This is a genomic window from Flavobacterium sp. N3904 (genome assembly GCF_025947305.1).
GTDB lineage: Bacteria > Bacteroidota > Bacteroidia > Flavobacteriales > Flavobacteriaceae > Flavobacterium.
Window position 1 is genome coordinate 370,379 of sequence record NZ_CP110009.1, and the last position, 23,070, is coordinate 393,448.

General features: G+C 35.0%; 27 protein-coding genes. 8 read left to right on the forward strand and 19 right to left on the reverse strand.

The window, feature by feature from the left end:
* The first annotated feature begins 168 nt into the window (after positions 1-168).
* The 3 genes from OLM57_RS01655 to OLM57_RS01665 are packed head-to-tail and all read left to right on the forward strand — an operon-like array spanning position 169 to position 4,480.
* Positions 169-1,635, forward strand: coding sequence for a glycoside hydrolase family 130 protein (locus OLM57_RS01655; RefSeq protein ID WP_264565502.1), 1,467 nt, complete (start codon positions 169-171; stop codon positions 1,633-1,635).
* A gap of 4 nt (positions 1,636-1,639) precedes the next feature.
* On the forward strand, positions 1,640-3,904 hold the full coding sequence (locus OLM57_RS01660; RefSeq protein ID WP_264565503.1) for a glycosyltransferase: 2,265 nt from the start codon (positions 1,640-1,642) through the stop codon (positions 3,902-3,904).
* A 15-nt stretch (positions 3,905-3,919) separates the two neighbouring features.
* On the forward strand, positions 3,920-4,480 hold the full coding sequence (locus tag OLM57_RS01665; protein ID WP_264566936.1) for a sugar O-acetyltransferase: 561 nt from the start codon (positions 3,920-3,922) through the stop codon (positions 4,478-4,480).
* On the opposite strand, the gene OLM57_RS01670 is transcribed toward OLM57_RS01665, so the two are convergent.
* From OLM57_RS01670 to OLM57_RS01700, 7 genes are all read right to left on the reverse strand, one after another.
* Positions 4,477-4,707: a (4Fe-4S)-binding protein gene (locus tag OLM57_RS01670; RefSeq protein ID WP_264565504.1), complete on the reverse strand. Its 231-nt coding sequence runs from the start codon at positions 4,705-4,707 to the stop codon at positions 4,477-4,479. The genes OLM57_RS01665 and OLM57_RS01670 overlap by 4 nt on opposite strands.
* Before the next feature lie 2 nt (positions 4,708-4,709).
* A complete protein-coding gene (locus OLM57_RS01675) occupies positions 4,710-5,117 on the reverse strand; it encodes an OsmC family protein (RefSeq protein ID WP_264565505.1) in 408 nt (135 codons plus the stop codon).
* Positions 5,117-5,401: a GNAT family N-acetyltransferase gene (locus OLM57_RS01680; RefSeq protein ID WP_264565506.1), complete on the reverse strand. Its 285-nt coding sequence runs from the start codon at positions 5,399-5,401 to the stop codon at positions 5,117-5,119. The genes OLM57_RS01675 and OLM57_RS01680 overlap by 1 nt, the downstream gene beginning before the upstream one ends.
* A gap of 70 nt (positions 5,402-5,471) precedes the next feature.
* On the reverse strand, positions 5,472-6,188 hold the full coding sequence (locus OLM57_RS01685) for a pirin family protein (protein ID WP_264565507.1): 717 nt from the start codon (positions 6,186-6,188) through the stop codon (positions 5,472-5,474).
* A 78-nt stretch (positions 6,189-6,266) separates the two neighbouring features.
* The gene (locus tag OLM57_RS01690) at positions 6,267-7,817 is read right to left on the reverse strand and encodes a vWA domain-containing protein (RefSeq protein WP_264565508.1); all 1,551 of its coding nucleotides are present in this window, start codon (positions 7,815-7,817) and stop codon (positions 6,267-6,269) included.
* Positions 7,818-7,981: 164 nt separating this feature from the next.
* Positions 7,982-8,554: a Crp/Fnr family transcriptional regulator gene (locus tag OLM57_RS01695; RefSeq protein ID WP_264565509.1), complete on the reverse strand. Its 573-nt coding sequence runs from the start codon at positions 8,552-8,554 to the stop codon at positions 7,982-7,984.
* Positions 8,555-8,627: 73 nt separating this feature from the next.
* Positions 8,628-8,990, reverse strand: a complete 363-nt coding sequence (locus OLM57_RS01700) for a DUF983 domain-containing protein (protein ID WP_264565510.1) — start codon at positions 8,988-8,990, stop codon at positions 8,628-8,630.
* A gap of 89 nt (positions 8,991-9,079) precedes the next feature.
* Between OLM57_RS01700 and OLM57_RS01705 the strand changes: the two genes are divergently transcribed.
* Complete coding sequence (locus tag OLM57_RS01705; RefSeq protein WP_264565511.1) at positions 9,080-9,940, forward strand: AraC family transcriptional regulator; 861 nt, start codon at positions 9,080-9,082, stop codon at positions 9,938-9,940.
* A 24-nt stretch (positions 9,941-9,964) separates the two neighbouring features.
* Here the strand turns inward: OLM57_RS01705 and OLM57_RS01710 are convergent, their stop codons facing one another.
* From OLM57_RS01710 to OLM57_RS01720, 3 genes are all read right to left on the reverse strand, one after another.
* The gene (locus OLM57_RS01710; protein WP_264565512.1) at positions 9,965-10,558 is read right to left on the reverse strand and encodes a hypothetical protein; all 594 of its coding nucleotides are present in this window, start codon (positions 10,556-10,558) and stop codon (positions 9,965-9,967) included.
* Positions 10,559-10,709: 151 nt separating this feature from the next.
* Positions 10,710-11,870 carry a formate-dependent phosphoribosylglycinamide formyltransferase gene (purT, locus tag OLM57_RS01715; RefSeq protein ID WP_264565513.1) on the reverse strand — a complete coding sequence of 387 codons (1,161 nt, stop codon included), beginning with the start codon at positions 11,868-11,870 and terminating at the stop codon, positions 10,710-10,712.
* Between the two features lie 310 nt (positions 11,871-12,180).
* Positions 12,181-12,975, reverse strand: a complete 795-nt coding sequence (locus OLM57_RS01720; protein WP_264565514.1) for a DUF2797 domain-containing protein — start codon at positions 12,973-12,975, stop codon at positions 12,181-12,183.
* Between the two features lie 167 nt (positions 12,976-13,142).
* Here OLM57_RS01720 and OLM57_RS01725 point away from each other — a divergent pair, with 167 nt between their 5' ends.
* Together OLM57_RS01725 and OLM57_RS01730 are read left to right on the forward strand one after the other, a co-directional pair.
* Positions 13,143-14,651 (forward strand): GH3 auxin-responsive promoter family protein, encoded by a 1,509-nt coding sequence (locus tag OLM57_RS01725; protein ID WP_264565515.1) that lies wholly within the window; start codon positions 13,143-13,145, stop codon positions 14,649-14,651.
* Positions 14,652-14,794: 143 nt separating this feature from the next.
* Positions 14,795-14,929, forward strand: a complete 135-nt coding sequence (locus OLM57_RS01730; RefSeq protein ID WP_264565516.1) for a hypothetical protein — start codon at positions 14,795-14,797, stop codon at positions 14,927-14,929.
* Positions 14,930-15,004: 75 nt separating this feature from the next.
* On the opposite strand, the gene OLM57_RS01735 is transcribed toward OLM57_RS01730, so the two are convergent.
* The 7 genes from OLM57_RS01735 to OLM57_RS01765 all read right to left on the reverse strand — a co-directional run bounded on the left by OLM57_RS01735 (position 15,005) and on the right by OLM57_RS01765 (position 20,629).
* Positions 15,005-15,535, reverse strand: a complete 531-nt coding sequence (locus OLM57_RS01735; RefSeq protein WP_264565517.1) for an SRPBCC family protein — start codon at positions 15,533-15,535, stop codon at positions 15,005-15,007.
* Positions 15,536-15,546: 11 nt separating this feature from the next.
* Positions 15,547-15,987 carry a VOC family protein gene (locus tag OLM57_RS01740; RefSeq protein ID WP_264565518.1) on the reverse strand — a complete coding sequence of 147 codons (441 nt, stop codon included), beginning with the start codon at positions 15,985-15,987 and terminating at the stop codon, positions 15,547-15,549.
* A 155-nt stretch (positions 15,988-16,142) separates the two neighbouring features.
* Complete coding sequence (locus tag OLM57_RS01745) at positions 16,143-16,553, reverse strand: VOC family protein (protein WP_264565519.1); 411 nt, start codon at positions 16,551-16,553, stop codon at positions 16,143-16,145.
* A gap of 16 nt (positions 16,554-16,569) precedes the next feature.
* Entirely contained in the window at positions 16,570-16,974 is a 405-nt protein-coding gene (locus OLM57_RS01750; RefSeq protein WP_264565520.1) for an SRPBCC family protein, read from the reverse strand.
* 115 nt (positions 16,975-17,089) lie between these two features.
* The gene (clpX, locus tag OLM57_RS01755; protein WP_264565521.1) at positions 17,090-18,322 is read right to left on the reverse strand and encodes an ATP-dependent Clp protease ATP-binding subunit ClpX; all 1,233 of its coding nucleotides are present in this window, start codon (positions 18,320-18,322) and stop codon (positions 17,090-17,092) included.
* A gap of 75 nt (positions 18,323-18,397) precedes the next feature.
* Positions 18,398-19,072 (reverse strand): ATP-dependent Clp endopeptidase proteolytic subunit ClpP, encoded by a 675-nt coding sequence (gene clpP, locus OLM57_RS01760; RefSeq protein WP_264565522.1) that lies wholly within the window; start codon positions 19,070-19,072, stop codon positions 18,398-18,400.
* Positions 19,073-19,303: 231 nt separating this feature from the next.
* Positions 19,304-20,629, reverse strand: coding sequence for a trigger factor (locus OLM57_RS01765; protein WP_264565523.1), 1,326 nt, complete (start codon positions 20,627-20,629; stop codon positions 19,304-19,306).
* A 407-nt stretch (positions 20,630-21,036) separates the two neighbouring features.
* Between OLM57_RS01765 and OLM57_RS01770 the strand changes: the two genes are divergently transcribed.
* Complete coding sequence (locus OLM57_RS01770) at positions 21,037-21,405, forward strand: hypothetical protein (RefSeq protein ID WP_264565524.1); 369 nt, start codon at positions 21,037-21,039, stop codon at positions 21,403-21,405.
* 53 nt (positions 21,406-21,458) lie between these two features.
* Positions 21,459-21,665 (forward strand): hypothetical protein, encoded by a 207-nt coding sequence (locus OLM57_RS01775; RefSeq protein ID WP_413614335.1) that lies wholly within the window; start codon positions 21,459-21,461, stop codon positions 21,663-21,665.
* Between the two features lie 76 nt (positions 21,666-21,741).
* Here the strand turns inward: OLM57_RS01775 and OLM57_RS01780 are convergent, their stop codons facing one another.
* The gene (locus OLM57_RS01780) at positions 21,742-22,566 is read right to left on the reverse strand and encodes an MOSC domain-containing protein (RefSeq protein ID WP_264565525.1); all 825 of its coding nucleotides are present in this window, start codon (positions 22,564-22,566) and stop codon (positions 21,742-21,744) included.
* A gap of 135 nt (positions 22,567-22,701) precedes the next feature.
* The gene (locus tag OLM57_RS01785; RefSeq protein WP_264565526.1) at positions 22,702-23,034 is read right to left on the reverse strand and encodes a nuclear transport factor 2 family protein; all 333 of its coding nucleotides are present in this window, start codon (positions 23,032-23,034) and stop codon (positions 22,702-22,704) included.
* Positions 23,035-23,070 lie beyond the last annotated feature (36 nt).

Consider the following 23,070-nt stretch of genomic DNA (forward strand, 5'->3'; position numbering starts at 1 on the left):
TACATGTTTTTTATTTGTATATTTGGTAGTATTTTTTATCTAAAAAAAGCAGTCTTTTTTGCGTTTCTTTTGAATAAGCACTGCTATAGGGCGTAATAAATTGGCACTAACTTTTTACAACAACCAAAATACGCTTAGTTAATGTATTATAATTAAAAAAATAATTCGATGAAAGTTTCTGTTACAAGAAAAAATGTAAAGTTTTTACCTGATTCTAGTAGAGTTGTTGCTAGATATTTTAATAGTGGAGAACAACGAACCAAAGAGTTAATCGGTCGGATATTGGTTATGAGCAATTATGATGTTAGTCATACTTTGGAACAAATTAACAGAGGTTTTGCAAGACGTCATCGGAATATTTCGGCTATATTTTATAAGCATTATGATTTTATTAAGCCCATAATTACTGAAATGCAAATAAACGAAGCGGATTTATCTGAAGAAAGAAAAATGCTTATTGGTTCCTATCTAACTATGGAGTATTCTATCGAATCATCTGCTTTTTTTAATCCTTCAATTGTAGAAGATTTTGACCAATCGAGTTTGGAAAAAGGAGAAAAACGAGTGGTAATTTCTTTTCGGGCTACAGGAGAAGGTCATGTTTCTTCGATAGTGTTTAGAAGAGGAATTATTGATAAAGACAATAATCTAAGGATGATGCGAATTGGCGATGATATTGAAAAGGCAGAGATTTTGCATAAAATGATGTTCAATAAAAAGAAGATTATTGCTAAGCTGACAGAAATGCACACTCTAGATATCTATTCTTCAATAATGTGTGATTTACCCGAAGTGTTTGAATACTCAGCCTTTAAAGAAATTTTAAATATTGAATTAGCAAACCCAAATATTAATCTGGAGAAAAAAGAGGCTTATGAGGAAGTGCTTTGGTTGCTGAATTCCTTTTATGACATTCAATTCAAACACGATTCAGATATTTCAGAACGCGTTATTTTTCCAATATCCGATGCAGAAAGCCGCGGTATAGAAGATGCCCGTTTTGTACGCTTTGTAGATGATGATAATTCAGAAATTGTAATGGGCACCTATACTGCTTATAATGGGCACTCCATACTTTCAAAATTAATTACAACTGAAGATTTTTATACGTTTCGAGTGATGCCTTTGTATGGCGAAGGATCTCAAAGCAAAGGAATGGCTTTATTCCCAAAAAAAATAAAAGGAAAATACGCCATGTTAGGCAGAATAGACGGTGTCAATAATTATCTAATGTATTCGGCACGTCCTAACGAATGGAAAAACCCTCAAATTATTCAGCGCCCTGAATATCCATGGGAGTTTACACAAATTGGAAATTGCGGATCCCCTTTGTGGACAACCGAAGGGTGGCTTGTAATTACTCATGGTGTCGGAGCGATGAGACGCTACTGTGTAGGAGCATCATTGTTTGATTTGGATGATCCCTCCAAAGAAATTGGAAGACTAACTGAGCCATTGCTTAGTCCTTTGGAAGATGAACGTGAGGGATATGTGCCCAATGTAGTATATTCCTGTGGTTCAATAATTCATAATAACTGTCTTATTTTGCCTTATGCTGTATCCGATTATTCATCGACTTATGCGGTAATTGATTTGGCTGAATTGCTGGAAGCATTGAAAGACAGTAAAAAATAGCATCATGAAATCAAAGAAAAGCAAAACAATACTACTGATGAGCTCCTATCCGCCAAGAGAATGCGGGTTGGCAACTTTTTCTAATGATATCGTAAATTCCGTCAAATTAGTTTTTGGGGATTCTTTGCCAATAGAAGTCTGTGCTTTGCAAAAAGAAGAAAATCAATTTGAGTATGGACTTGATGTACATTATGCTTTAACTGTAACTTCAATCGAGGAATACCGTCTTTTGGCAGAAAAAATTAACACCCGAGATGATATAGGAATGGTTTGTATCGAACATGAATTTGGTCTTTATGAGGGGGAATATGGAAATTATTTATTGTCTTTTTTATTGGCCGTAAATAAACCTATTGCGACCGTTTTTCATACTGTTTTACCGGAACCCAATGATAAATTGAAAAAAATAGTACAGGCAATCATCGATTTTTCCAACAAAATTGTGGTTCTCACCAAAAAATCACAAGAGATTCTAATACAATATTACGATTGTCAGGAATCTAAATTAACACTAATTCCTCACGGTACACACATGGTATTATGGGATCAAAAGGACAAACTAAAAAAAGCATACGGATATTCTGAGAAAATCGTATTATCAACATTTGGTTTAATAAGTGACAATAAAAATATAGAGTCTGTTTTATTTGCTCTGCCCGCTGTTATTGCAAAACATCCCGAAGTGATCTATTTGGTAATTGGCAAAACGCATCCCGAAATCTTAAAAAGAGATGGCGAAAAATACCGAAACATTTTAGTTGAGACAACCAAAAAACTCAAAATTGAGAATAATGTATTCTTTGTTAATGAGTTTCTGGAATTAAAGCAGCTTCTTAATTATTTGATTTTATCAGACATTTATTTGTTTGCTTCCAAAGATCCCAATCAAGCTGTGAGTGGAACTTTTGCTTATGCTATGAGTTGCGGATGCGCTATTATTTCAACTCCTATAGCTCACGCGGTTGAGGATTTAAACTCGAGTATTGGAATATTATTACACGAATTTGACAAGCCCGAAGAATTTCAAAACGCCATATTGAAACTGGTTGAAAATAAAGAAAAAAGGTTGGAAATGGGCCGAAATGGTTATGCTTTGACCCACGAAACTACATGGGAGAATGTTGCCTTAAAATACGGTTTCCTTTTTGCTGAAGTAACAGAAAGTAAGAAAAAATTAAGATTCAATTTTCCTCCTATAAAGTTGGATCACATCAAAGAGATGACAACAGATTACGGAATTCTTCAATTTTCAAATTTTAGTCAACCCGATTTTTCATCAGGCTATACCGTAGATGATAATGCTCGCGCATTAATTAATATGATTATGTATCACGATACAAGTGCAGATCCTATTGCCTTGAAACTTGCCTCTATTTATTTGAATTTTATTGTAGGCATACAACGCGATGATGGTAGTTTTGATAATTACAAAGACTTTAACCATCATTTGACAAAGCAAAATGAGTTAGTAAACCTCGAGGATTCGAATGGAAGAGCTTTGTGGAGTTTAGGATTTACATTATCTCATCAAAAAAAGCTTCCATTAGATTTAGTTGAACAAACCCAAAAAGCATGGGATAAAGCCATTGTGCATATCGATGAAGTTGTTTCTCCAAGAGCGATAGCTTATACGCTCAAGGGGCTTTATTACTATTATCAGGTTAATCCAGAAGAAAAGATTAAAAAAAATATAACGCAACTTGCCGATAAATTGCTGAATCACTACCACATCAACTCCGATGAAGATTGGTGTTGGTATGAAGATTATATGACGTATGCCAACAATGTGCTTCCGGAGGCTATGCTTTTTAGTTTTTTGGCTACAGGAGATTTGAAATACAAAAAAATTGCTCTTACTACATTTGATTTTCTTTTGTCCCATTATTTTATGAAAGGAGAATTTAGTGTGATTTCAAATAGAGGATGGTTTGTTAGAGGCAAGAAAAAAAACACTTACGGAGAACAACCTATTGAAGTGGCGACAACAATTATTACCTTACATTTGTTTTATGAAGTAACGGGAAATGTTAAATATAGAAAGCAACTGAATCTTGCTTTTTCATGGTTTTTAGGAAATAACCATCTGAATCAGATTGTTTATAATCCAGTAAATGGAGCTTCCTATGACGGGCTTGAAGAAAAAAATGTCAATATCAATCAAGGTGCCGAATCGACGCTTTGTTTTTTTAAGGCACAGCTTATCATGAATAAATATAAGGATTATGGCAAGCACAGACATTTAGATACAAAGAGTACTTATTCGATTTGAAAATAGAATCTTAAGATAATGACCGAAAAAGAAAAAATGCTTTTGGGCGAAATCTATTTTGCCAATGATAAACAACTGATTGAAGAGCGTAGCAGAGCCAAAAAATTATTGCACAAATTGAATGTTACTGAATATTTGATGAACGGAAAATCACGTGCCATTCTCAGGGAGCTAATGCCCAATTCTCATAAACGTTTGTATATAGAACCACCGTTTCATTGTGATTATGGGTACAACATCCATTCGGGCGAAAATGTATATTTCAATGTCAATTGCGTGGTTTTGGACACGATGAAAGTGACCATTGGAAACAATGTTTTCTTTGCGCCAGGTGTACATATTTACACCGCAACCCATCCGCTTAATGCCATTGAAAGAAGAACTGTCGAAAGTTCAAAACCCGTATCCATTGGAGACGATTGCTGGATAGGAGGAAATTCTGTGATTTGTCCGGGAGTCATTATTGGTGCCGGTTGTGTAATTGGTGCCGGATCAATTGTAACCAAGGATATTCCCGAAAATTCGTTAGCAGTTGGTAATCCTGCCAAAGTGATTCGGAAATTGAATGAGGATTAATCTTTTATGTTTTTGTAATAGCTCAATGCTCCTGATGGACATTTATTGATTGTATCAATAATTTTTTCTGTTGTTGAGTTTTCGGGTGTAACCCACGGTTGTTCTTTGGGTTTGAAAACGTCGGGATTATTGCGAACGCAATTTCCAGAATGAATGCATTTTTCCGATTGCCATACGATGGTTACTTCGCCGTTGGTATATTCTTTTTTGATGTTTTTTGGATCCATGATTAAAGGGTGGTGTTAATGTTTATTTTTCCTTTAAGTAATTTTGAAATAGGACATTTGTCAGCAATGATTAACAATCTCTCTTTTTGTTCGGCACTTACTTCTCCCAAAAAGCTGATGTTCCTTTTGATTGTTGTTGTCATTTCGCCTTCCATTTCTTGCTTTAAATTTAGTGAAATATTTATTTCAGGAATTATCCATTCTTTTCGATCAATATACATTCTTAGGGTAGAAAGCGTGCATCCTGCCAAAGAAGCCAATAAGGTAGAAAACGGATCCATTCCTAAATCCTTTCCACCAACACTGTCGGGCTCATCCATAAGAAATTGTCCGTTTCTCCAAGTAATGGTGCATAGGTATTTTTGAGTACCAATGTGCCCGAGTATATCATTTTCAAAAAGATCTTCCATTATAATACATCATTGAATTGAGGGTTTTTGTCAAAAGTCTTTTTTGCAAAAGGACATAACGGAATAATTTTCCAGTTTTTTTCTCTTGCCACTTCAACCGCTTTTTCCACCAATTTTTTACCCAAACCCTTTCCGTTAAAGGCCGGAGAAACTTCGGTATGATCAATAATAATTTTATCTGGACCGGCAAATACAAAAGTCATCAAAGCTACTTTTCTTTCTTCGGTAGTGATATTGAAATTACCATTTTTTTCGTTGAATTCTATATTTACTATTTCGTTCATGATTTTTTTATTTAATATTAAGATTCTAAGTCTCTATGAAACTTAGAATCTTAGTCACTTTTACTCTAAATTAATAAGCCATTGGGATTTCCATTAACAGAAATTTTGCATCTGTTGTAGCTTTTATATCCAAAGTTTCGAAATCTGTTATTCCTAAACCGTCACGAGTTTCCATTTCCTGTCCGTCAACAGTTATTGTCCCCGAAATCACAAAAACATACATACCGTTTCCTTCTTTTTTAATCTCGTATTTTTTAGAAAAACCAGCGCTAAAATCGGCTAAGTGAAACCAAGCATCTTGGTGAATCCAAACTCCAGCATCATCAGGATTTGGGGATACTATTTGAGCAAAATTATTTTTTTGTTCAGTAGTGTCTAATGTGATTTGTTGGTAACGAGGCTCCACATTTCTCACTTTTGGAAATACCCAGATTTGAAAAAGTTTGGTTCGCTGATCTGCATTTGGATTGAATTCGCTGTGTTGAATTCCTGTTCCAGCGCTCATTACTTGTATATCTCCTGTTTTTATTACTTCAGTATTGCCCATACTATCTTTGTGAGCCAAATCTCCTTCAAGCGGAATTGTAATAATTTCCATATTGTCGTGTGGATGCGTTCCAAAACCCATTCCTGCGGCAACGGTATCATCGTTTAAAACGCGTAAAGAACCAAATTGAACTCTATCTGGATTGTACCAACTCGCGAAACTAAAGCTATGGTATGCATTTAACCATCCGTGATCTGCGTGTCCTCTTGTGTCTGCTTTGTGTAATACTGTATTTTTCATGATGTATAAATTTAGTGATTTTTGTTATACAAATTTACATTGGATATCAGCAAAAGACACTTAACCTAGATTAAGAAATTATTTGGCACTGTCAGCAAGTCTTATAAATTCGGCTTTATATCCCTCTTCATCATTAGATAAGCCTGATTTAGCTAGGTTTTTTATTGCTTCAATAGAGGTGTTTGCAATTAGTTTTGATTCTTTTAATTTTAAGCCAAACCAAGCTACAGCAGTACTGAATTTAAAATCCGCAGAAGTTTTTCCTAATCCAATGGATGAATTATTAATGATTTGAATCATTTCTATGCTTTTTTCTCCATCGGGTTTTTTATATCTGAATTTTACCGTTGCTAGTTCATCATTATAGTTTATTGTTTCCGTTTTGGTTTTCGAATATTTTAAAGCATCAGGAATAAAGTCACTTTGAACACCTGTTGGAATTATTTCGTATAGGGCGGTAACCGTATGTCCGCTTCCTAATTCGCCTGCATCAATTGCGTCGTTTTTAAAATCTTCTGCTTTTAGTTTTCGATTTTCATAACCAATCAGTCTATATGCTTGCACATGCTTTGGATTGAATTCTATTTGAATTTTTACATCTTTTGCAATAGCAAACATAGAACCTTTGAATTCTTTACCTAAAAAACGGTTAGCTTCTTGCATGTTATCAATATAGGCGTAATTTCCATTTCCTTTATCCGCTAAAATTTCCATTTTACTATCTTTATAATTACCCATTCCAAATCCTAAAACGGTCAAGAAAACACCTGATTTTCGTTTTTCTTCAATCAAATCTTCCATGTCTTTATCCGAAGAGCTTCCAACATTGAAATCCCCATCGGTTGCAATTATCACTCGATTATTTCCTTCTTTTATAAAGTTCTCTTCTGCCAATTCATATGCCAATTCAATTCCTTCACCACCAGCAGTGCTTCCCCCAGCTTTTAATTCGTCAAATGCATTCATAATGACTTTTTTTTCATCACCCGATGTTGGAGGCAAAACCACTCCGGCCGAACCAGCGTAAACCACAATTGATACCTTGTCTTTAGGTCTTAACTCTTCGACTAAAATTCGCATGGATTCTTTTAATAGCGGCAGTTTATTTTCTTCATCCATCGATCCCGAAACATCAATTAGAAACACCAAATTGGATGTTGGTAAATTGGTCATTGGGATATTTTTTCCTTGTAAACCTATTTTTAATAATTTATGATTTTCATTCCAAGGACAGGCACTGTATTCCGTATTGATGGAGAAAGGATTACTGTCTTTAGGTTGAGGATAGCTGTATTTAAAAAAGTTTACCATTTCTTCTACGCGGACAGCATCAGTGGGAACTTTCTGGCCATTATTTATAAATCGTCGAATATTGGTGTAAGAAGCATTATCTACATCAATCGAAAAAGTGGAAAGCGGAGCTGTTTTTGGAGATTCAAAGGGGTTTTCTTCTACTTCTGCATAGCTTTCGTTGTTTGTTTCTACAGGGTATGTTTCTTGATATTCTTCGGATAGAGCAGGTGCTGACAAAGTTATATTTGAGACATTCTCTTCTACACTTTCTGCTTTTTTACAATTGGTTAAAAATAGGAATACAAATGACACTAAAATAAAATGTTTTTTGTTCATTAGGAATGGTTTTAGAAGTTAAAAAAGGGTGATTTAAATAGGAATTACTCCTCAGAATTTATAAACAGAATTGTTTGAATAATATTGCGTATTAGACTCTAAATCTTGTTAATTTTTTTTTATAAGCACCTGCTTATTAAATAAAAAAAGGTGTACTGGTGTTATTATCGCAACATTTTACTTTTCATCTTGCTAAAAAACTCTGGAGTCACGCCAAGATAGGAAGCAATTTGCTTTTGGGCGACTTTCTGAATGAGTGTGGGGTACTTTTTGCAGAATTTTTCAAAACGTTCTTCGGCAGTTAGGCTGAGGTTGTCCATTAAACGTTCCTGATTGGCGACCAATGAATTTTCAGTAAGTATCCTAAAGACCCGTTCGAGTTTTGGGATTTCCTGATACAGTATTTCTTGATTTTCTTTGGACAATAAAACCACTTCGGCATCTTCTAAAACTTCGATGAAAAGGTTGCCGGGTTTTTGCGAAAGTAAACTGTACATATCACCAATCCACCAGCCTTGACAAGCAAAACTCAACACATGTTCTACAATATTATCATTAATATTGAAACTACGGAGAATACCCGAATTTACAAAATAAGAATGCTTGCAAATTTCGCCTGCATGAAGTAAAACGGTTTTGGCTTTGTAATGATGAGTCTCTGTTTTAGACAAGAAAAACTCTTGTTCTTCGGGGGTGAGAATTACATGCTGCGCAATATTATTGAGTATTAATGCCATTTATTTTGCTTTGGTAAAGTGTATAAAAATAACTTGAAAGTCCTAAGTTAAGTATTTTACTTTACCCGATATTCTAAATGGAATAGTTTTTAAACATATAAATCCATAATAATCGTGACAGCCGAATGTTGAAAGAGGCCATCGATACAATGACAACGGAAATAACGGCAATTATTCTTAAGTCGAAACGCTCTGCAAAAAATTGTTGCGCAATTAAATAAGTAGCAATTCCCTGTGCTACCGTTAAACCATAATTAACATACATAGCACCAAAGAAATAGCCAGGTTCTTTTTCGAATTTAAATTGACAATGAGGACAATATTGATTCATTTTTGGAAAACCAATATTTAAGAAAATATTTTTTTCGTTAAAAACTTTGCCTTCAAGACAATGAGGGCAATCATTATTTAGGATGTGAGCAAGTGTGTGTGACATTTTTTATTTTTTTCAAAGGTATTTTTTATTCGTGTCATGGATGTTTTCTATATTCGCCTATTATAGCACAATAAAGACATTAAGCGCAGATGAAAAAATATCCGATTTATTCCATTCAGCGATTCAATTGCAATGATATCAATAGTGATTTTTATATCAATACTTTCAAAAATCACTTGGTTGACCACAGTTTTGTAGAAGAGCCGCATAGACATAATTCGTATGTGTTGGTTCTTTTTACCAATGGGGCAGGTATGCATGATATCGATTTTGATACTTTTGGGATTCAGCCCGGGAGTATGTTTTTTATTCAGCCCGGACAAATACATCATTGGAGTTTGTCTGATGATATTGATGGTTTTGTTGTTTTTTATTCCCAAGAGATGTACAACCTTTATTTTAGGCAAAAAGCAATCGAAATGTATTCTTTTTATTATGCTTTGGGGAATTCTCCTAAAATGATTTTTGAAACCAAAGAATTGAAGGTGATCGAACCTTATTTTTATAATATGCTTGAAGAATATCAAGGGAATAAAATCATGAAGCAAGATAAAATCATGAATTTATTGGACAATATTCATATTGAAATTGCGAGAAAATACAATGAGGAGCATGTTCTGGAACCCCATTCTTATAATGTGAAAATTAAAGATTTTGACATGCTTTTGGAAAAATATTTTCGGACCGAAAAAGCACCTTCTTTTTATGCTTCGGAACTCCACATTACGTTAAAGCATCTAAATAGAATATGCAATGAAATCCTAAAAAAGACCACCACTCAGGTCATTACCGACAGGATTATTCTGGAAGCCAAAAGGATGCTGATGGATAAAAAAAGAACAGTCAACGAAATTGCAACAGAGTTGGGTTTCGATGACTATTCCTATTTTGTACGATTATTTAAAAAACATACGGCAATGACGCCGACAGCTTTTCGGGTTTCGAAATAGTGATGATAAGTGCTTTTAACAGTATTAATCGATAGGGAAACTATATCCTATAGCCATAGCTCCAGAAAATTGATCAGCGGCAGGAGTTAGGAAGTAAGACACTGCAATTTCTATATTGTGTTTACGCCCTACGGCAAGACCAAAATTAACAGGTACATGCATTAAAACGGAACTTTTTTTGTAATTTGTAGAAGGCGTAAAAGTTTGGAATGAACCAACTGAAGTACCAATACCGATCTCAATAAAAGGGGCAACATAAGGAATGGGAGCGCATAGACGTGCTTTTCCTCCTAATAAAAAAGCATTGGTAGTTACTTTATAATTCGGTTCCCCATGAGGATTACCACCATCAGAGGATGTTAGAATCAGTCCGGCGTAAGGTCTTATTCCAAACCATTTGCTAATCCCAATAATGTATTCTACTTGGGCATAAAAACCATCACCGTCAACATCTAACTCATTTTGATTTCCGTAGTTTTCAATATTGTATGAAGTACTTAGTCCTAATCCAATGGATACATTAATGGATTTGCCAACTCTTGGTTGAGCTTTTGTGTGATTTGTGAAAAATAAAGTAAAGATTATTATCAGGAAAGAGTTGCGTAAAGTTGAATTCATAGGGCTTTTTATTTTTTGACGAATGTAAGAGTTATTTTTAAATAACTTAAAGTAAGAAAAAAAGGCATGATTGTTTAAATTTAAACAGTAGCGATTATTTAAGAAGCATGCCGCAATGACGCCGACAGCTTTTCGAGCTTCTAAACAGTAATTAGGGATGTACTTTGACTAGTTGAGCCGCTTCTTTAGCTTTTTCTACTATTTCTTCAATTGGAGTGTCTAAGGTATCGTTGACTAAAGCGACTCCCATTCTCCTGTAGGGTCTTGAAGTGGGTTTTCCGAAGATCCTGAAATCGGTTTTGGGTAAAGCAGCAATTTTATTGATGCCTGAATAACTTATATTTTCTGAATTTTTGGAAGCGGCAATTACGGCACTTGCACCCGCTTTTTCTAATGTAATTTCGAAAATGGGTAAACTCAAAATGGCTCGCAAATGCAATTCAAATTCATTAAAGTTTTGCGTTCCTGCCAAAGTAACCATTCCTGTATCGTGTGGTCTTGGAGACAATTCAGAGAAATAAACACCATCATCGGCAAGGAAAAACTCTACTCCAAATAATCCTGCTCCGCCCAAAGCTTCGGTTACTTTTTCGGCCATGTCTTGTGCTTCGTATAGGTCTTTGTCTGATACTTTTGCAGGTTGCCAGCTTTCCTGATAATCGCCACGTTCTTGTCTGTGTCCGATTGGCGCACAAAACAAAGTAGGATTATTGTTTTGAACAACTGTCAATAATGTGATTTCCGAATTGAACTTCACAAAAGCTTCGACTATGACTTCAACTACATCGCCACGGGAACCTTCTACGGCGTATTGCCATGCTTTGTCGATATCGGCAGCTGTTTTTATGGTCGATTGTCCTTTTCCGGAGGAAGACATTAATGGTTTTACGACGCATGGCATTCCAACGGCTTCAACTCCTTTGTGTAATTCTTCGGCAGAAGTGGCATATCGATAATTGGCAGTGCGCAATCCTAGCTCTTTGGCAGCCAAATCCCGAATGGCTTTTCTGTTCATAGTAAAATTTGCCGCTTTTGCAGAGGGAACAACGGTAATACCTTGGTTTTCGTAATCATAAAAACGCTCGGTTCTGATGGCTTCTATTTCGGGAACGATGAAATCGGGTTGGTGTTTGGCAACGATTTTGTCTAAAGCTACTCCATCGAGCATATTGATCACTTCAAAACCGTGCGCCACTTGCATAGCGGGAGCATTTTCGTAGCTGTCAACAGCAATCACGATTTGGCCGATGCGTTGAGCTGCGATTGCAAATTCTTTTCCTAATTCACCTGAGCCTAGAAGTAATATTTTCATTTTGAACTGTATATGTTATGATTTCCTGAAGTTCAGGAAAGGTTGTTTTGATTGTAACAAAAATACATTTTTTGCGCGAAATACTTTTAGGAATGCTTTCGCAATTTTGTTGTTTGTTGAAAAATTTGTATTCACCCGTTTACTTGCGTGAGGGACAGGAATAAGCTACCGAAGTAGCATGGATGGCCCGACCCCGTTGAGCTAAGGGGCAGTATATGCGGTAGGATAAGTTTGCCCCTTTGCTCAACTGGGTCACGCCCAGACAAACTTTATCAAATCGACGATGTTGATGTTCCGGTAAATTGCTGTTTTAAACTTCCAAACGAACCACATAGCCTTCGAAGCTTCTGATGTTGAAAACCGTACCGTCTTCAAAAATAAGGTATTGCCCTTTAATTCCAGTCAGTTTTCCTTTGTAACTTGGTGTTTTGTCCAAACTCAAACTGTTTACCTTTTTGGGATATTGCAAAACTGGGAAATGCATTTCGTATAGATCATTTTTCTCCAAATGAAAAAACTCTTGTACCTCGGTTGGTATTAGTTTTTCCAATTTTAATCTTTCGGCAATTAAGTCGACATGAACTATATCATTCTGAAGCATTTTGCGCCAATTGGTTTTATCGGTATAATGGCCTTTGAGAGCAACCTCGGTAATTCCTGCCAAATAACGATTGGGTACTTCTACAATAGAAATTGCCTGACTTGCGCCTTGATCAATCCATCGTGTAGGCACTTGACTTTTGCGAGTTACTCCTACTTTGACCTCACTGGACAACGCCAAATAGACAATATGGGGTTGTAGTTGCACCGATTCTTCATAAGCCAAATCACGATCTTGAATGCCAAGATGTGCGGTACTCAACTCGGGTTTCATAATCCAATCCCCAACTGCGGCGCTCGAATAGAAACAATCATAACAAAATCCTTGTCGAAATATTTTTTTCTTTTTCCCACAATTTAAGCATTGATATCCCTCGAAATTAATTTCCAATTCTTTGTTCAATAACTGATTTACATTGAGAAAACTATTCTCAAAAACCAAATAATATTGAATAGGATTACCGAATTCAGTTTGCATTTTAGAAAGTACTCCTTGGTATGTCATTTTAGATTGCGGATTTTAGATTGCAGTTGGCAAGACTATGCATTTGTGTTAGAATATTTGATACAAATAGAATTGTTTTTTATAAAAAAACACTATTTTTGGTATTATTGCAAAGTTAGCGTTTGTAAATCTATTTTCAAATCAGAAATCTAAAATCAGAAATCTCCATGCCGTTATCAATAATCAATTCATTTGCCTCATGGGTTTTAAAACAAAGAATTCACCAGATTGAACTTTTTCTAAAATATCCCAATGAAGTTCAAGAAGAGTTATTAATGAACCTGATTCGTTCTTCTGAAGAAACGGTTATTGGTAAGCAATACGATTATAATTCCATAAAATCATACCAAACTTTTACCGAAAGAGTTCCTATTTCTACGTACGAAGATCTGGAACCCTTAATTGAACGAACTCGAAAAGGAGAACAAAATGTACTTTGGGAAACTCCGATAAAATGGTTTGCCAAATCCAGCGGGACTACCAATGCCAAAAGCAAATTCATCCCAGTGAGCAACGAAGCTCTTGAAGATTGCCATTACAAAGGAAGTAAAGATTTATTGTGTTTGTATCTAAACAATAACGAGGATTCTGACATGTTTTTGGGCAAAAGTTTACGTTTGGGAGGAAGTTCACAGATTTACGAAAACAACAATACTTTTTTTGGAGATTTATCGGCCATTTTAATAGAGAATATGCCTATTTGGGCTGAATTCAGCAGTACCCCAAGCAGCAAAATATCTTTAATGAGCGAATGGGAAACCAAAATAGCAGCAATTATTAAAGAAACCGTAAATGAAAATGTAACCAGTTTTGCAGGAGTTCCTTCGTGGATGTTGGTTCTGATGAATAAAGTATTGGAAGAAACTGGAAAAACAAACCTTATGGAAGTTTGGCCAAATCTGGAAGTATATTTTCACGGTGGCGTAAGTTTTGATCCCTATAGAGAGCAATACCACAAAATATTACCTAAAAATCAATTCAAATATTACGAAATTTACAATGCTTCTGAAGGTTTTTTTGCCATTCAGGATTTAAACAATTCGAGTGATTTGTTGCTAATGCTGGATTATGGAATTTTTTATGAATTCATTCCTATGGATACCTTTGGCACACCCGATCAAAAAGCTGTTCGTCTATCAGATGTTCAATTATTCAAGAATTATGCGATGGTTATTACCACAAATGGTGGCTTATGGCGTTATCTAATTGGCGACACCGTGCGATTCACTTCCTTAAATCCTTATCGAATACGAGTAACGGGGCGCACCAAACACCACATTAATGTTTTTGGCGAAGAATTGATGGTCGAAAATACAGATCAGGCTATTGCCAAAGCTTGTCAAATCACCCAAACCGAAGTGGTTGATTATACTGTCGCTCCCGTATTTATGAAAGACAAAGAAAAAGGAGGCCATGAATGGATGATTGAGTTTAAGAAAAAACCAAAAGACATTGTCGAATTCCAAAAAGCATTAGACGACACTTTGCAAAATCTAAATTCAGATTACGAAGCCAAGCGATATAACAACATGACTCTTAATCCTTTAGTAATAAACGTTGCTAGAGAAAAATTATTTTATGACTGGCTCAAACAAAATAACAAATTAGGAGGCCAACATAAAATTCCTAGACTATCGAACAAGAGAGATTATCTCGAACAATTGAAAAAGATGTAAATTAATTCTTTTGTTTTTCCTTTAATTTATTAAAATTTCAAACAAATGCCTTATTAATCAATCTATTTTATTAATTTTCAGCGATATAAAATAAAAATTTTGAACTAATTCTTTATATTTAATTAAAACAAATACTTTAACTGATGAAAAGAACGCTCCTCCTTTTAACTGCTATAGCAATTACCTCATGCAGTTCCTCCAATCATGTATGCGGCGGAAGTGGCGGAAAACGTTGCGTTGAAGTGACCACAAAAATTAATACCGATAAAATTTCCTGATTTTATACTCTATAAAAACACAAAAAAGCCATTCAAAGAATCTTTTTTTGAATAGCTTATACTTTTATAAAAATACTATTTTTCGAGTATCTTTTTTAAATTGGCCAAGTTTTGAGTTTCGGCATCTTTTATAATTTTTTCTCCTATAAAAATTATAAGATTCATTGGATAAGGAGAATGTCCATAAAATTCGGAAGTCACTTTAGTTTGATTTTCCGATACTGACCCTAATAAAGTACTTACTTTATTATCACCTTTCATTGGTCGTTCAAAATGCAAATCGACATCGATCCTGTCTTCAGAAATAGCCGTGATTTGCTGAGAACCTGCTCCTACATTATCGTCTTTACTGTCCCAAGTCGCTTTAAAGCCAACCGTTCCGTCAACGCCTTGATAGAGCATCTTTACATTCGGATCTTGCATTACCCAAATGCTGTAGTATTCTTGGTTTTTTATCAATTTAACATAATCAAAAACCACTTGTTGTGGTTTATTGATTGTTGTTGAAACCGAAACCGTATAATCATTAGGTATAAAAAGTGCAATCAATAACAATAGCGCTATAAAACCTATAATCCCTAAACCTATTATTTTAAGTATCTTCATATATTATCGATTTAATTAGTTGGCTTTTCGTCAAAATTAACCATCCAATGGATTCCAAATTTATCTACAAACATCCCAAAATATGCACCCCAAAAAGTTTGGCTCATTGGCATAAAAGGATTTCCTCCTGCCGAAAGACCATCAAAGAGTTTATCCGCTTCCTGTTTGCTTTCGGCATTAATAGAAATTGACACGTTAGCACCAAAAGTCACAGCGCCACTGGCTTCATTACTATCGCTTCCCATTAAAATAGAATCCTTACCTATTGGCAAAGAAATGTGCATAATTTTATTTTTGTCTTCTTCAGAAATAGCTCCTGCTCCTTCTGCATCTGCTGGCATGTCATTAAACTTCCCCACATAGGGGAATTCACCCCCAAAAACGGATTGATAAAATAGAAATGCTTCTTCGCAGTTTCCATTAAAAATTAAATACGGATTAATCGCTGCCATAGTATTTTATTTTTTATTAGTTTATTAGATTCTGATTTTCTAGCTACTAAGATTTTGTGTGTTATTTTAAATCTCAAAGAAATCATTAAAACCAATTAAAGGTTTTACATTTCTATTCAAGTTTAGAAACTCAGCATCTTAGCAACTTAGCATCTTTATTTATTCATTTTACTAAAATCCATATACAAAACATTCCAGCGATGACCGTCCAAATCTGCAAAAGCGCAACCATACATCCATCCTTGATTTTCGGCAGGTTCAGCAAAAAGATCACCACCAGCTTGCTTAACTTTTACAGCAAATTCATCGACTTCCTGTTTGCTTTGTGCATCGATTGAAATTAAAATTTCAGAACTCCTTTGGGTATCAGTTACTTTATTTTGGACAAAACCTTCAAACATACCTTCTTCAAAAAGCATTACGACAAAATTATGCTCTCCAACCAGCATGCAAGCCGAGGAAGCCGTTTCCTGTTTATTGTTAAAAGCAAAACCAATTTTAGAAAAAAAAGCTTTTGATTTTTCTACATTCTTCACGGGCAAATTAAGCCAAATTTGTTTTACCATCTTTCCATTTTTAGGTTTAAAAACTATCTACGTACTTTTTAAAATTATCAAGAATAGCCTGCCAACCACTTCTTTGCATTTCTTCTGGATTTACTGTTTCAGGATCAAAACTTTCGATTACTTCTACTCCATTTGGAGTTTCTTCAAAACTTATTTTGACCTTTCTTCCGTCAGCCAATACATATTCAATAGCTTCATTTTGTTTTACCAAAGTGTATTCGCCCTCAAAATCAAAACTCATTGTTCCGTCTCTGGAAGCCATAGTCGATTTGAATTTTCCGCCTACCCGCAAATCATTTTCAGCATATGGGGTATGCCAATCATCCGAGGCATTGTTCCATTTCATTATATGCTCCGGGGTTGTCCAACATTCCCAAACAGCTTTTAATGAGGCAATTATTGTGCTTTGTACGGTTATCATTGTCTAATTGTTTTTATAAAATTACAAATAATCTTAAATAAATTAAAATTTTAACTACAAAAAAAACCTGTTCCGACAACAGAACAGGTTTTTACAACTATTTGATTATTAATACTTAAGAAGCTATCTCCAAACGTTTCAATAAATTTTTATTCAATGTTTCTTTGGCGTATTCCACGTCAATTTCCAACTTTTTATCATCCGAACTTGGTAATTCATACATCGCATCGGTTAAAATTGCTTCGCATAACGAACGCAATCCTCGAGCGCCCAATTTGTATTCCAAAGCTTTTTCGACAACAAAATCCAAAGCTTCATCCGTAATTGTGAATTCTACCTCATCCATCAAGAATAATTTTTGATATTGCTTGATTAAAGCATTTTTAGGCTGAGTCAAAATCGCACGCAACGTTTCTCTGTCCAAAGGATCCATGTGTGTCAAAACAGGTAAACGTCCAATGATTTCAGGAATTAATCCAAAATCTTTAATGTCTTTTGGAATAATGTATTGCAACAAATTATCTTTATCAATATTATCCACATTTTTAGATGTAGAATAACCTACTGCCTGACGGTTCAAACGTTTAGAAATTATACGTTCCACTCCATCAAAAGCACCACCGGCAATAAACAAAATATTTTGTGTGTTTACCTCAACAAATTTTTGGTCTGGATGTTTACGACCTCCTTTTGGCGGAACATTAACCACAGTTCCTTCCAATAATTTCAACAAAGCCTGTTGAACACCTTCTCCAGAAACATCACGAGTGATGGAAGGATTATCGCTCTTACGGGCAATTTTATCAATTTCATCAATAAAAACGATTCCTCTTTCGGCTTTGGTTACATCGTAATCGGCAGCCTGCAAAAGACGCGTCAAAATACTTTCGACATCTTCTCCCACATAACCGGCTTCGGTAAGTACTGTTGCATCAACAATCGCAAGTGGCACGTCCAACATTTTGGCAATCGTTTTGGCTACCAATGTTTTTCCTGTACCTGTTTGTCCTACCATAATGATATTGCTTTTTTCAATCTCTACCTCATCGTCCAATTGCTGTTGCATCAAACGTTTGTAGTGGTTATAAACCGCAACGGACATTACTTTCTTGGTTTGTTCCTGCCCAATAACGTATTGATCAAGGAAAGCTCTGATTTCTTTTGGTTTTTTTAAAATTAAATCACCAACTAGCTTAGAGCCTCTGTTTGTTTTTAATTCTTCCAGAACAATTCCGTGTGCTTGTTCGATACATTTATCACAAATGTGAGCATCAATTCCCGCTATCAACAAATTGGTTTCTGGTTTTTTCCTTCCGCAGAAAGAACATTGTAATACTTGTTTTGCCATTTTTCATGTTTCAAGTTTAAAGTTTAAGGTTTTAAGTTAATTCTAACAACTTTAAACCTTAAACTTTAAACTAATTTAAACCCTTCTTAAAACTTCATCAATCATTCCGTATTCTTTGGCTTCATCAGCAATCATCCAATAATCACGCTCGCTGTCTTTATGTACTTTATCAAAAGTTTGTCCAGTATGCTGCGATATAATTTGGTATAATTCGTCTTTTAATTTCAACATTTCACGTAAGTTGATTTCCATATCGGTAGCAACACCTTGTGCTCCTCCTGATGGTTGGTGAATCATAACACGTGAATGAGGCAAAGCCGAACGTTTTCCAGCCGCACCTGCACACAAAAGAACAGCTCCCATTGAAGCGGCCATTCCGGTACAAATTGTAGCTACATCTGGTTTGATGTATTGCATCGTATCATAAATTCCCAAACCGGCATAAACACTTCCTCCAGGCGAATTTAAATAAATCTGAATGTCTTTAGAAGCATCAGCACTTTCTAAGAATAACAATTGAGCCTGAACGATATTTGCAATTTGATCATCAATTCCCGTGCCAAGAAAAATAATTCTGTCCATCATTAATCTCGAAAAAACATCCAATTGTGAAATATTCAACTGACGCTCTTCAATAATATAAGGAGTCATATTTGTTGGGTTCATAGCAGCTACTATTTTATCATAGTACATTGCGTTTACCCCTTGACCCTTAATTGCAAATTTTTTGAATTCTTTTCCGTAGTCCATTTTAATTAGTTTATAAGTTTATAAGTTTATAAGGTATATTTTCTAATGTTTTATATTGTTTTAATGGCAAAGCAAAGGTCATACCTTTTTGTTTTTTGTGACAAACTGTCTCATAATAATTACTGAGTTTGTATGTCAACTATCTCGAACTACTTTTATTTAACCATTTCAAACAAAAGAGCGTCAAAACTAAAATCTTTTGACGCTCAAATATACTTAATTTTTTATAAATTATTCCCCGTAAGAAGCAGCAATAAATTCGTCATAAGTTACTTCTTTCGTAGCTGGATTCGCTTTTTCTTTGAATAATTCAAGTAATTTAGCTGCAACTACTTGGTCAGATAATCTTTTCACTTCTTCTTGGTTAGACAATACTCTTGCCACAATTCCTTGAACTTCTTCGTCAGTAGGATTTGTTTGTCCAAATTGAGCCATTTGTTGTTTGATTGCATTTGTTGTAAACGCTTTCAAATCTTCAAAAGTAATTTGAATATTGCTTGTAGCCATTGCTTTTCCTTCAATCAATTGAAAACGCAATCCTCTTTCAGATCTTGCATATTCTACGATTGCTTCTTCTGGAGTCAATTGTTTTTCTCCAACAGTTTGCAACCATTTGATTAAGAATTCAGATGGCAAATCGAATTTTGTATTTTCGATCAAAAATTCTTGAACATCAGCCAATAATTTTTGGTCAGCTTGTTGAGCAAACTGAGATTCAGCATCTTCTTTGATTTTTGCTTTCAAGTCTTCCAATGAAGCTACATTTCCAGCACCAAAAAGTTTGTCGAACAATTCTTGGTTCAACTCAGCCAATTCAGCTCCGTTAATCGCTTCGATAGTGAAGTCAACATCTACTGCCAAACCGTGTACGCTATCGTGACCTACTTTCAAATAATCCATCAATTGGTGGTCATCTTCAAATAAACCTTTAGTGTTTACAGTAACAACGTCACCTACTTTTTTCCCGATGAATTTATCAGCAGTCGCTTTATCTTTAAAAATTGACAACGCAATTGTAGTTGTATTGTTGATTCCTTCAGCCTCATTAGAGAAAGTTCCGGTAATATCAGAGTCGGCTACAACAACATCCTGAGGAATTGGAGTTCCAAATTGTTTTTGAATACGCGCTACTTGACCGTCAATTAATTTGTCATCGGCAGTAACTATATATTTTACGATATCATTTTTAGCTTCAAGATCTAAATCAAAATGTGGCACCAAACCAATTTCGTATTCAAAAACTAATTCTTCAGCATCCCAGTTGAAGTTTTCGTTCACTTTAGGAAGTGGAGTTCCCAAAAGATTCAATCTTTCAGATTGCACAAAACGCTCCAAAGCCAAATCAACAACTTTCTTAACTTCTTCTTGTTTGATAGCCTTACCGTATTGTTTTTCAACAAGGTCTTTAGGCACAGCTCCTTTTCTAAAACCTTTTACAGTTGCCAAAGGCATTTTTTCGTTTATTCTTTTTGCTACTTGTCCTTTGTAATCCATGTGAACAACTGTCATCACAATCGTTTCATTCACAGCGTCTATTGCTACTCTTTTGATATCCATCTTCTTCTTTAATTTACATTATAAAATTGGGTTGCAAAATTATGAATTTTTTGCAACCCAAACAAGCTTTTTACCATTTTGAATTTTATAACGGTTTGTTAAGTTTTTCAGTCCTTTATCCCACAATTACAATCATTTAAATAATTTGGGCGTGCCCCTGCGTAAAAACTTCGGGTCAGGCTTTCCGTTTCAAGTCCTCGTCTCGTCAAAAAAAGACGAGACTGTGGGCTTTCCACTTCAATCCTTCACGCAGATTCAGACGAAAATTAGATAATTTCGTTATTATTAAGTCTCAATCTAAAAAATATGCTTTTTATAAATTGTAAAGAATTATCCCCTATATTTGTTCGGTGAATCACGATAACGAGTATCTTTCACCAAAAAATTGAAAATTCAAATTCAATAAATTGACTAAGTATTTAAAATATCTCATTTCGCTCCTTCTGGCATTTGGCCTGATGGTAAATGACGGCACAATACTTTCTCAGTCAAATTCAGCTGAATATTATCAGGTTTCATGCGTTAAGACTAGAAATGAATTCGGTCAAACCGACAAATTATACCGATTCCATCAGATAAAATCTTCCAAAAGAATTACATTTCCAATTCTTTTTGCACATCAAAAGCTTAAAGATGTTTACAGTATTCAAACCCGAATACTTCTAAAATTACAGCTTGGACTTTATCAAAACATAAGCGAAACGAAAGAATTGCACACTTTTTTGAGTAAAATAATAACATCAAGCAACCGCTACTCTAATTTATACATAGCCTAGAAAATTTTATTTCTAAGCATTTATGCATCTTAATGCATAACGATGATAAAAAAATGTCTAAATCATTTATCATTTACAAAATGTATAAACACAATAACAAAACACGTTTGAAAAAGTCCAAACAGCCTACTCATTGGTTAAAAAGAAAAATCATGCTGATTATTACAGCATTCATGATCGGAATGTCAAACGGAATGAATACTGGAGACAACATAATTCTCAAAAATCAAAATCATACCGAGCAGCATAAAAAAGATTGATTTAAATTTTACCGCAAAATTCGCAAAGAAAAAACGCAAGGAACTCAAAACTTTGTGAACCTTGCGCTTTTTGCGGTTATTTTTTATTATGACTCAACACCCTTATTTCATCACCAACCGAAACCGTTCCCAATCCAAGTCCAATCACATTTTGACCAAACAATACTTTATTGCCGAAATTTCTATATTTCGCCAATGTCTTCAAAGGGTCTTTCCCTGAAACAACTCCTTTTTCCTGATCAACGGTCGTCATTATGCAGCGATCACAAGGTTTAACCCCTACAAAAGGAACATTTCCAATGCTAAACTCCCGCCAAGTATCCTCTTCAAAAGCCGCACCATTTGTGAAAACAAAATTCGGACGAAAGCGATTTATCGGAACTTTGTTTTCCAATCGTCCATTCAAATCATCCAACGAAGATTGGCCAATAATCAGAAAAGGATACGCATCCGAAAATGAATTGTTTTCGGCTCCCGTAATCGCATAATCTGGATCCAGTTTTCGTTCGCTCTCGTCTGACATATATACCAATCGTGCCGAAAATCCCAATAATCTAGAAAACCAATCTGTCACGACTTGATTCACTTCATACGCCTCAATAGTATCATCCCAAACCGTTACCTCAATTTTAGTCACTCCATCCGAAAAAACAGAACGAAGCGGTATCTGTATAAATTCCAAAAGTATTCTGTGTGTAATTTTTAAAAAATCACCCACAATCTCAGACTTAAAAAGCGCCAATTCGGGATGTTCCCGCTGGGATAAAAAACGACCATCGTCATCTACCAACAACCAACGTCGATCCAGTTCCAAACCACGATCGGTAACTTTGGATTCTTGCAATGAAATTCCGCCTAATGATTTTACAGGATAAACCCAGATTTCTGAAAGTTGTAGCATAGCCTTATTTTTGTTCAAATCTACAAAAAAAAGAAAACAAAAATAAAGCAAAAAAGCCCCAAAAGGCTTTAATTTTTGGGACTTGTTCTGTCGATAGAACGACTTCTAATTTCGTCAAAGTTGGTGTTGCTCATGTTATTTTAGATCTGCTTTTACATTTGCTATTTTTTGGTTCTTAAAAGTAAAATCAAATACCCCTCCAATTTTTCCTTCTGGAAAATCTCCCGTAAATTCAACTTCCATATGAGCGCTATTATCTTGAATATCTAATCTCACCAATTTTGTTTGTGTTTTATAGCCAATAAAATAACTCGTATAATAGGCTCGAATCCCTTTATGACCAATAAATTTTTTACCAACGGAAGGATCATCCAAAACCGCATCTTCCAGATATTTCTCCAAATAGTTGCCCGTATTATAATTGTTGCTTACTTCTAGCCAATTCAATAAAAATGCTTTTATATCCATTAATTATAAATTTAAAATATGATGTTTTAGCAAATG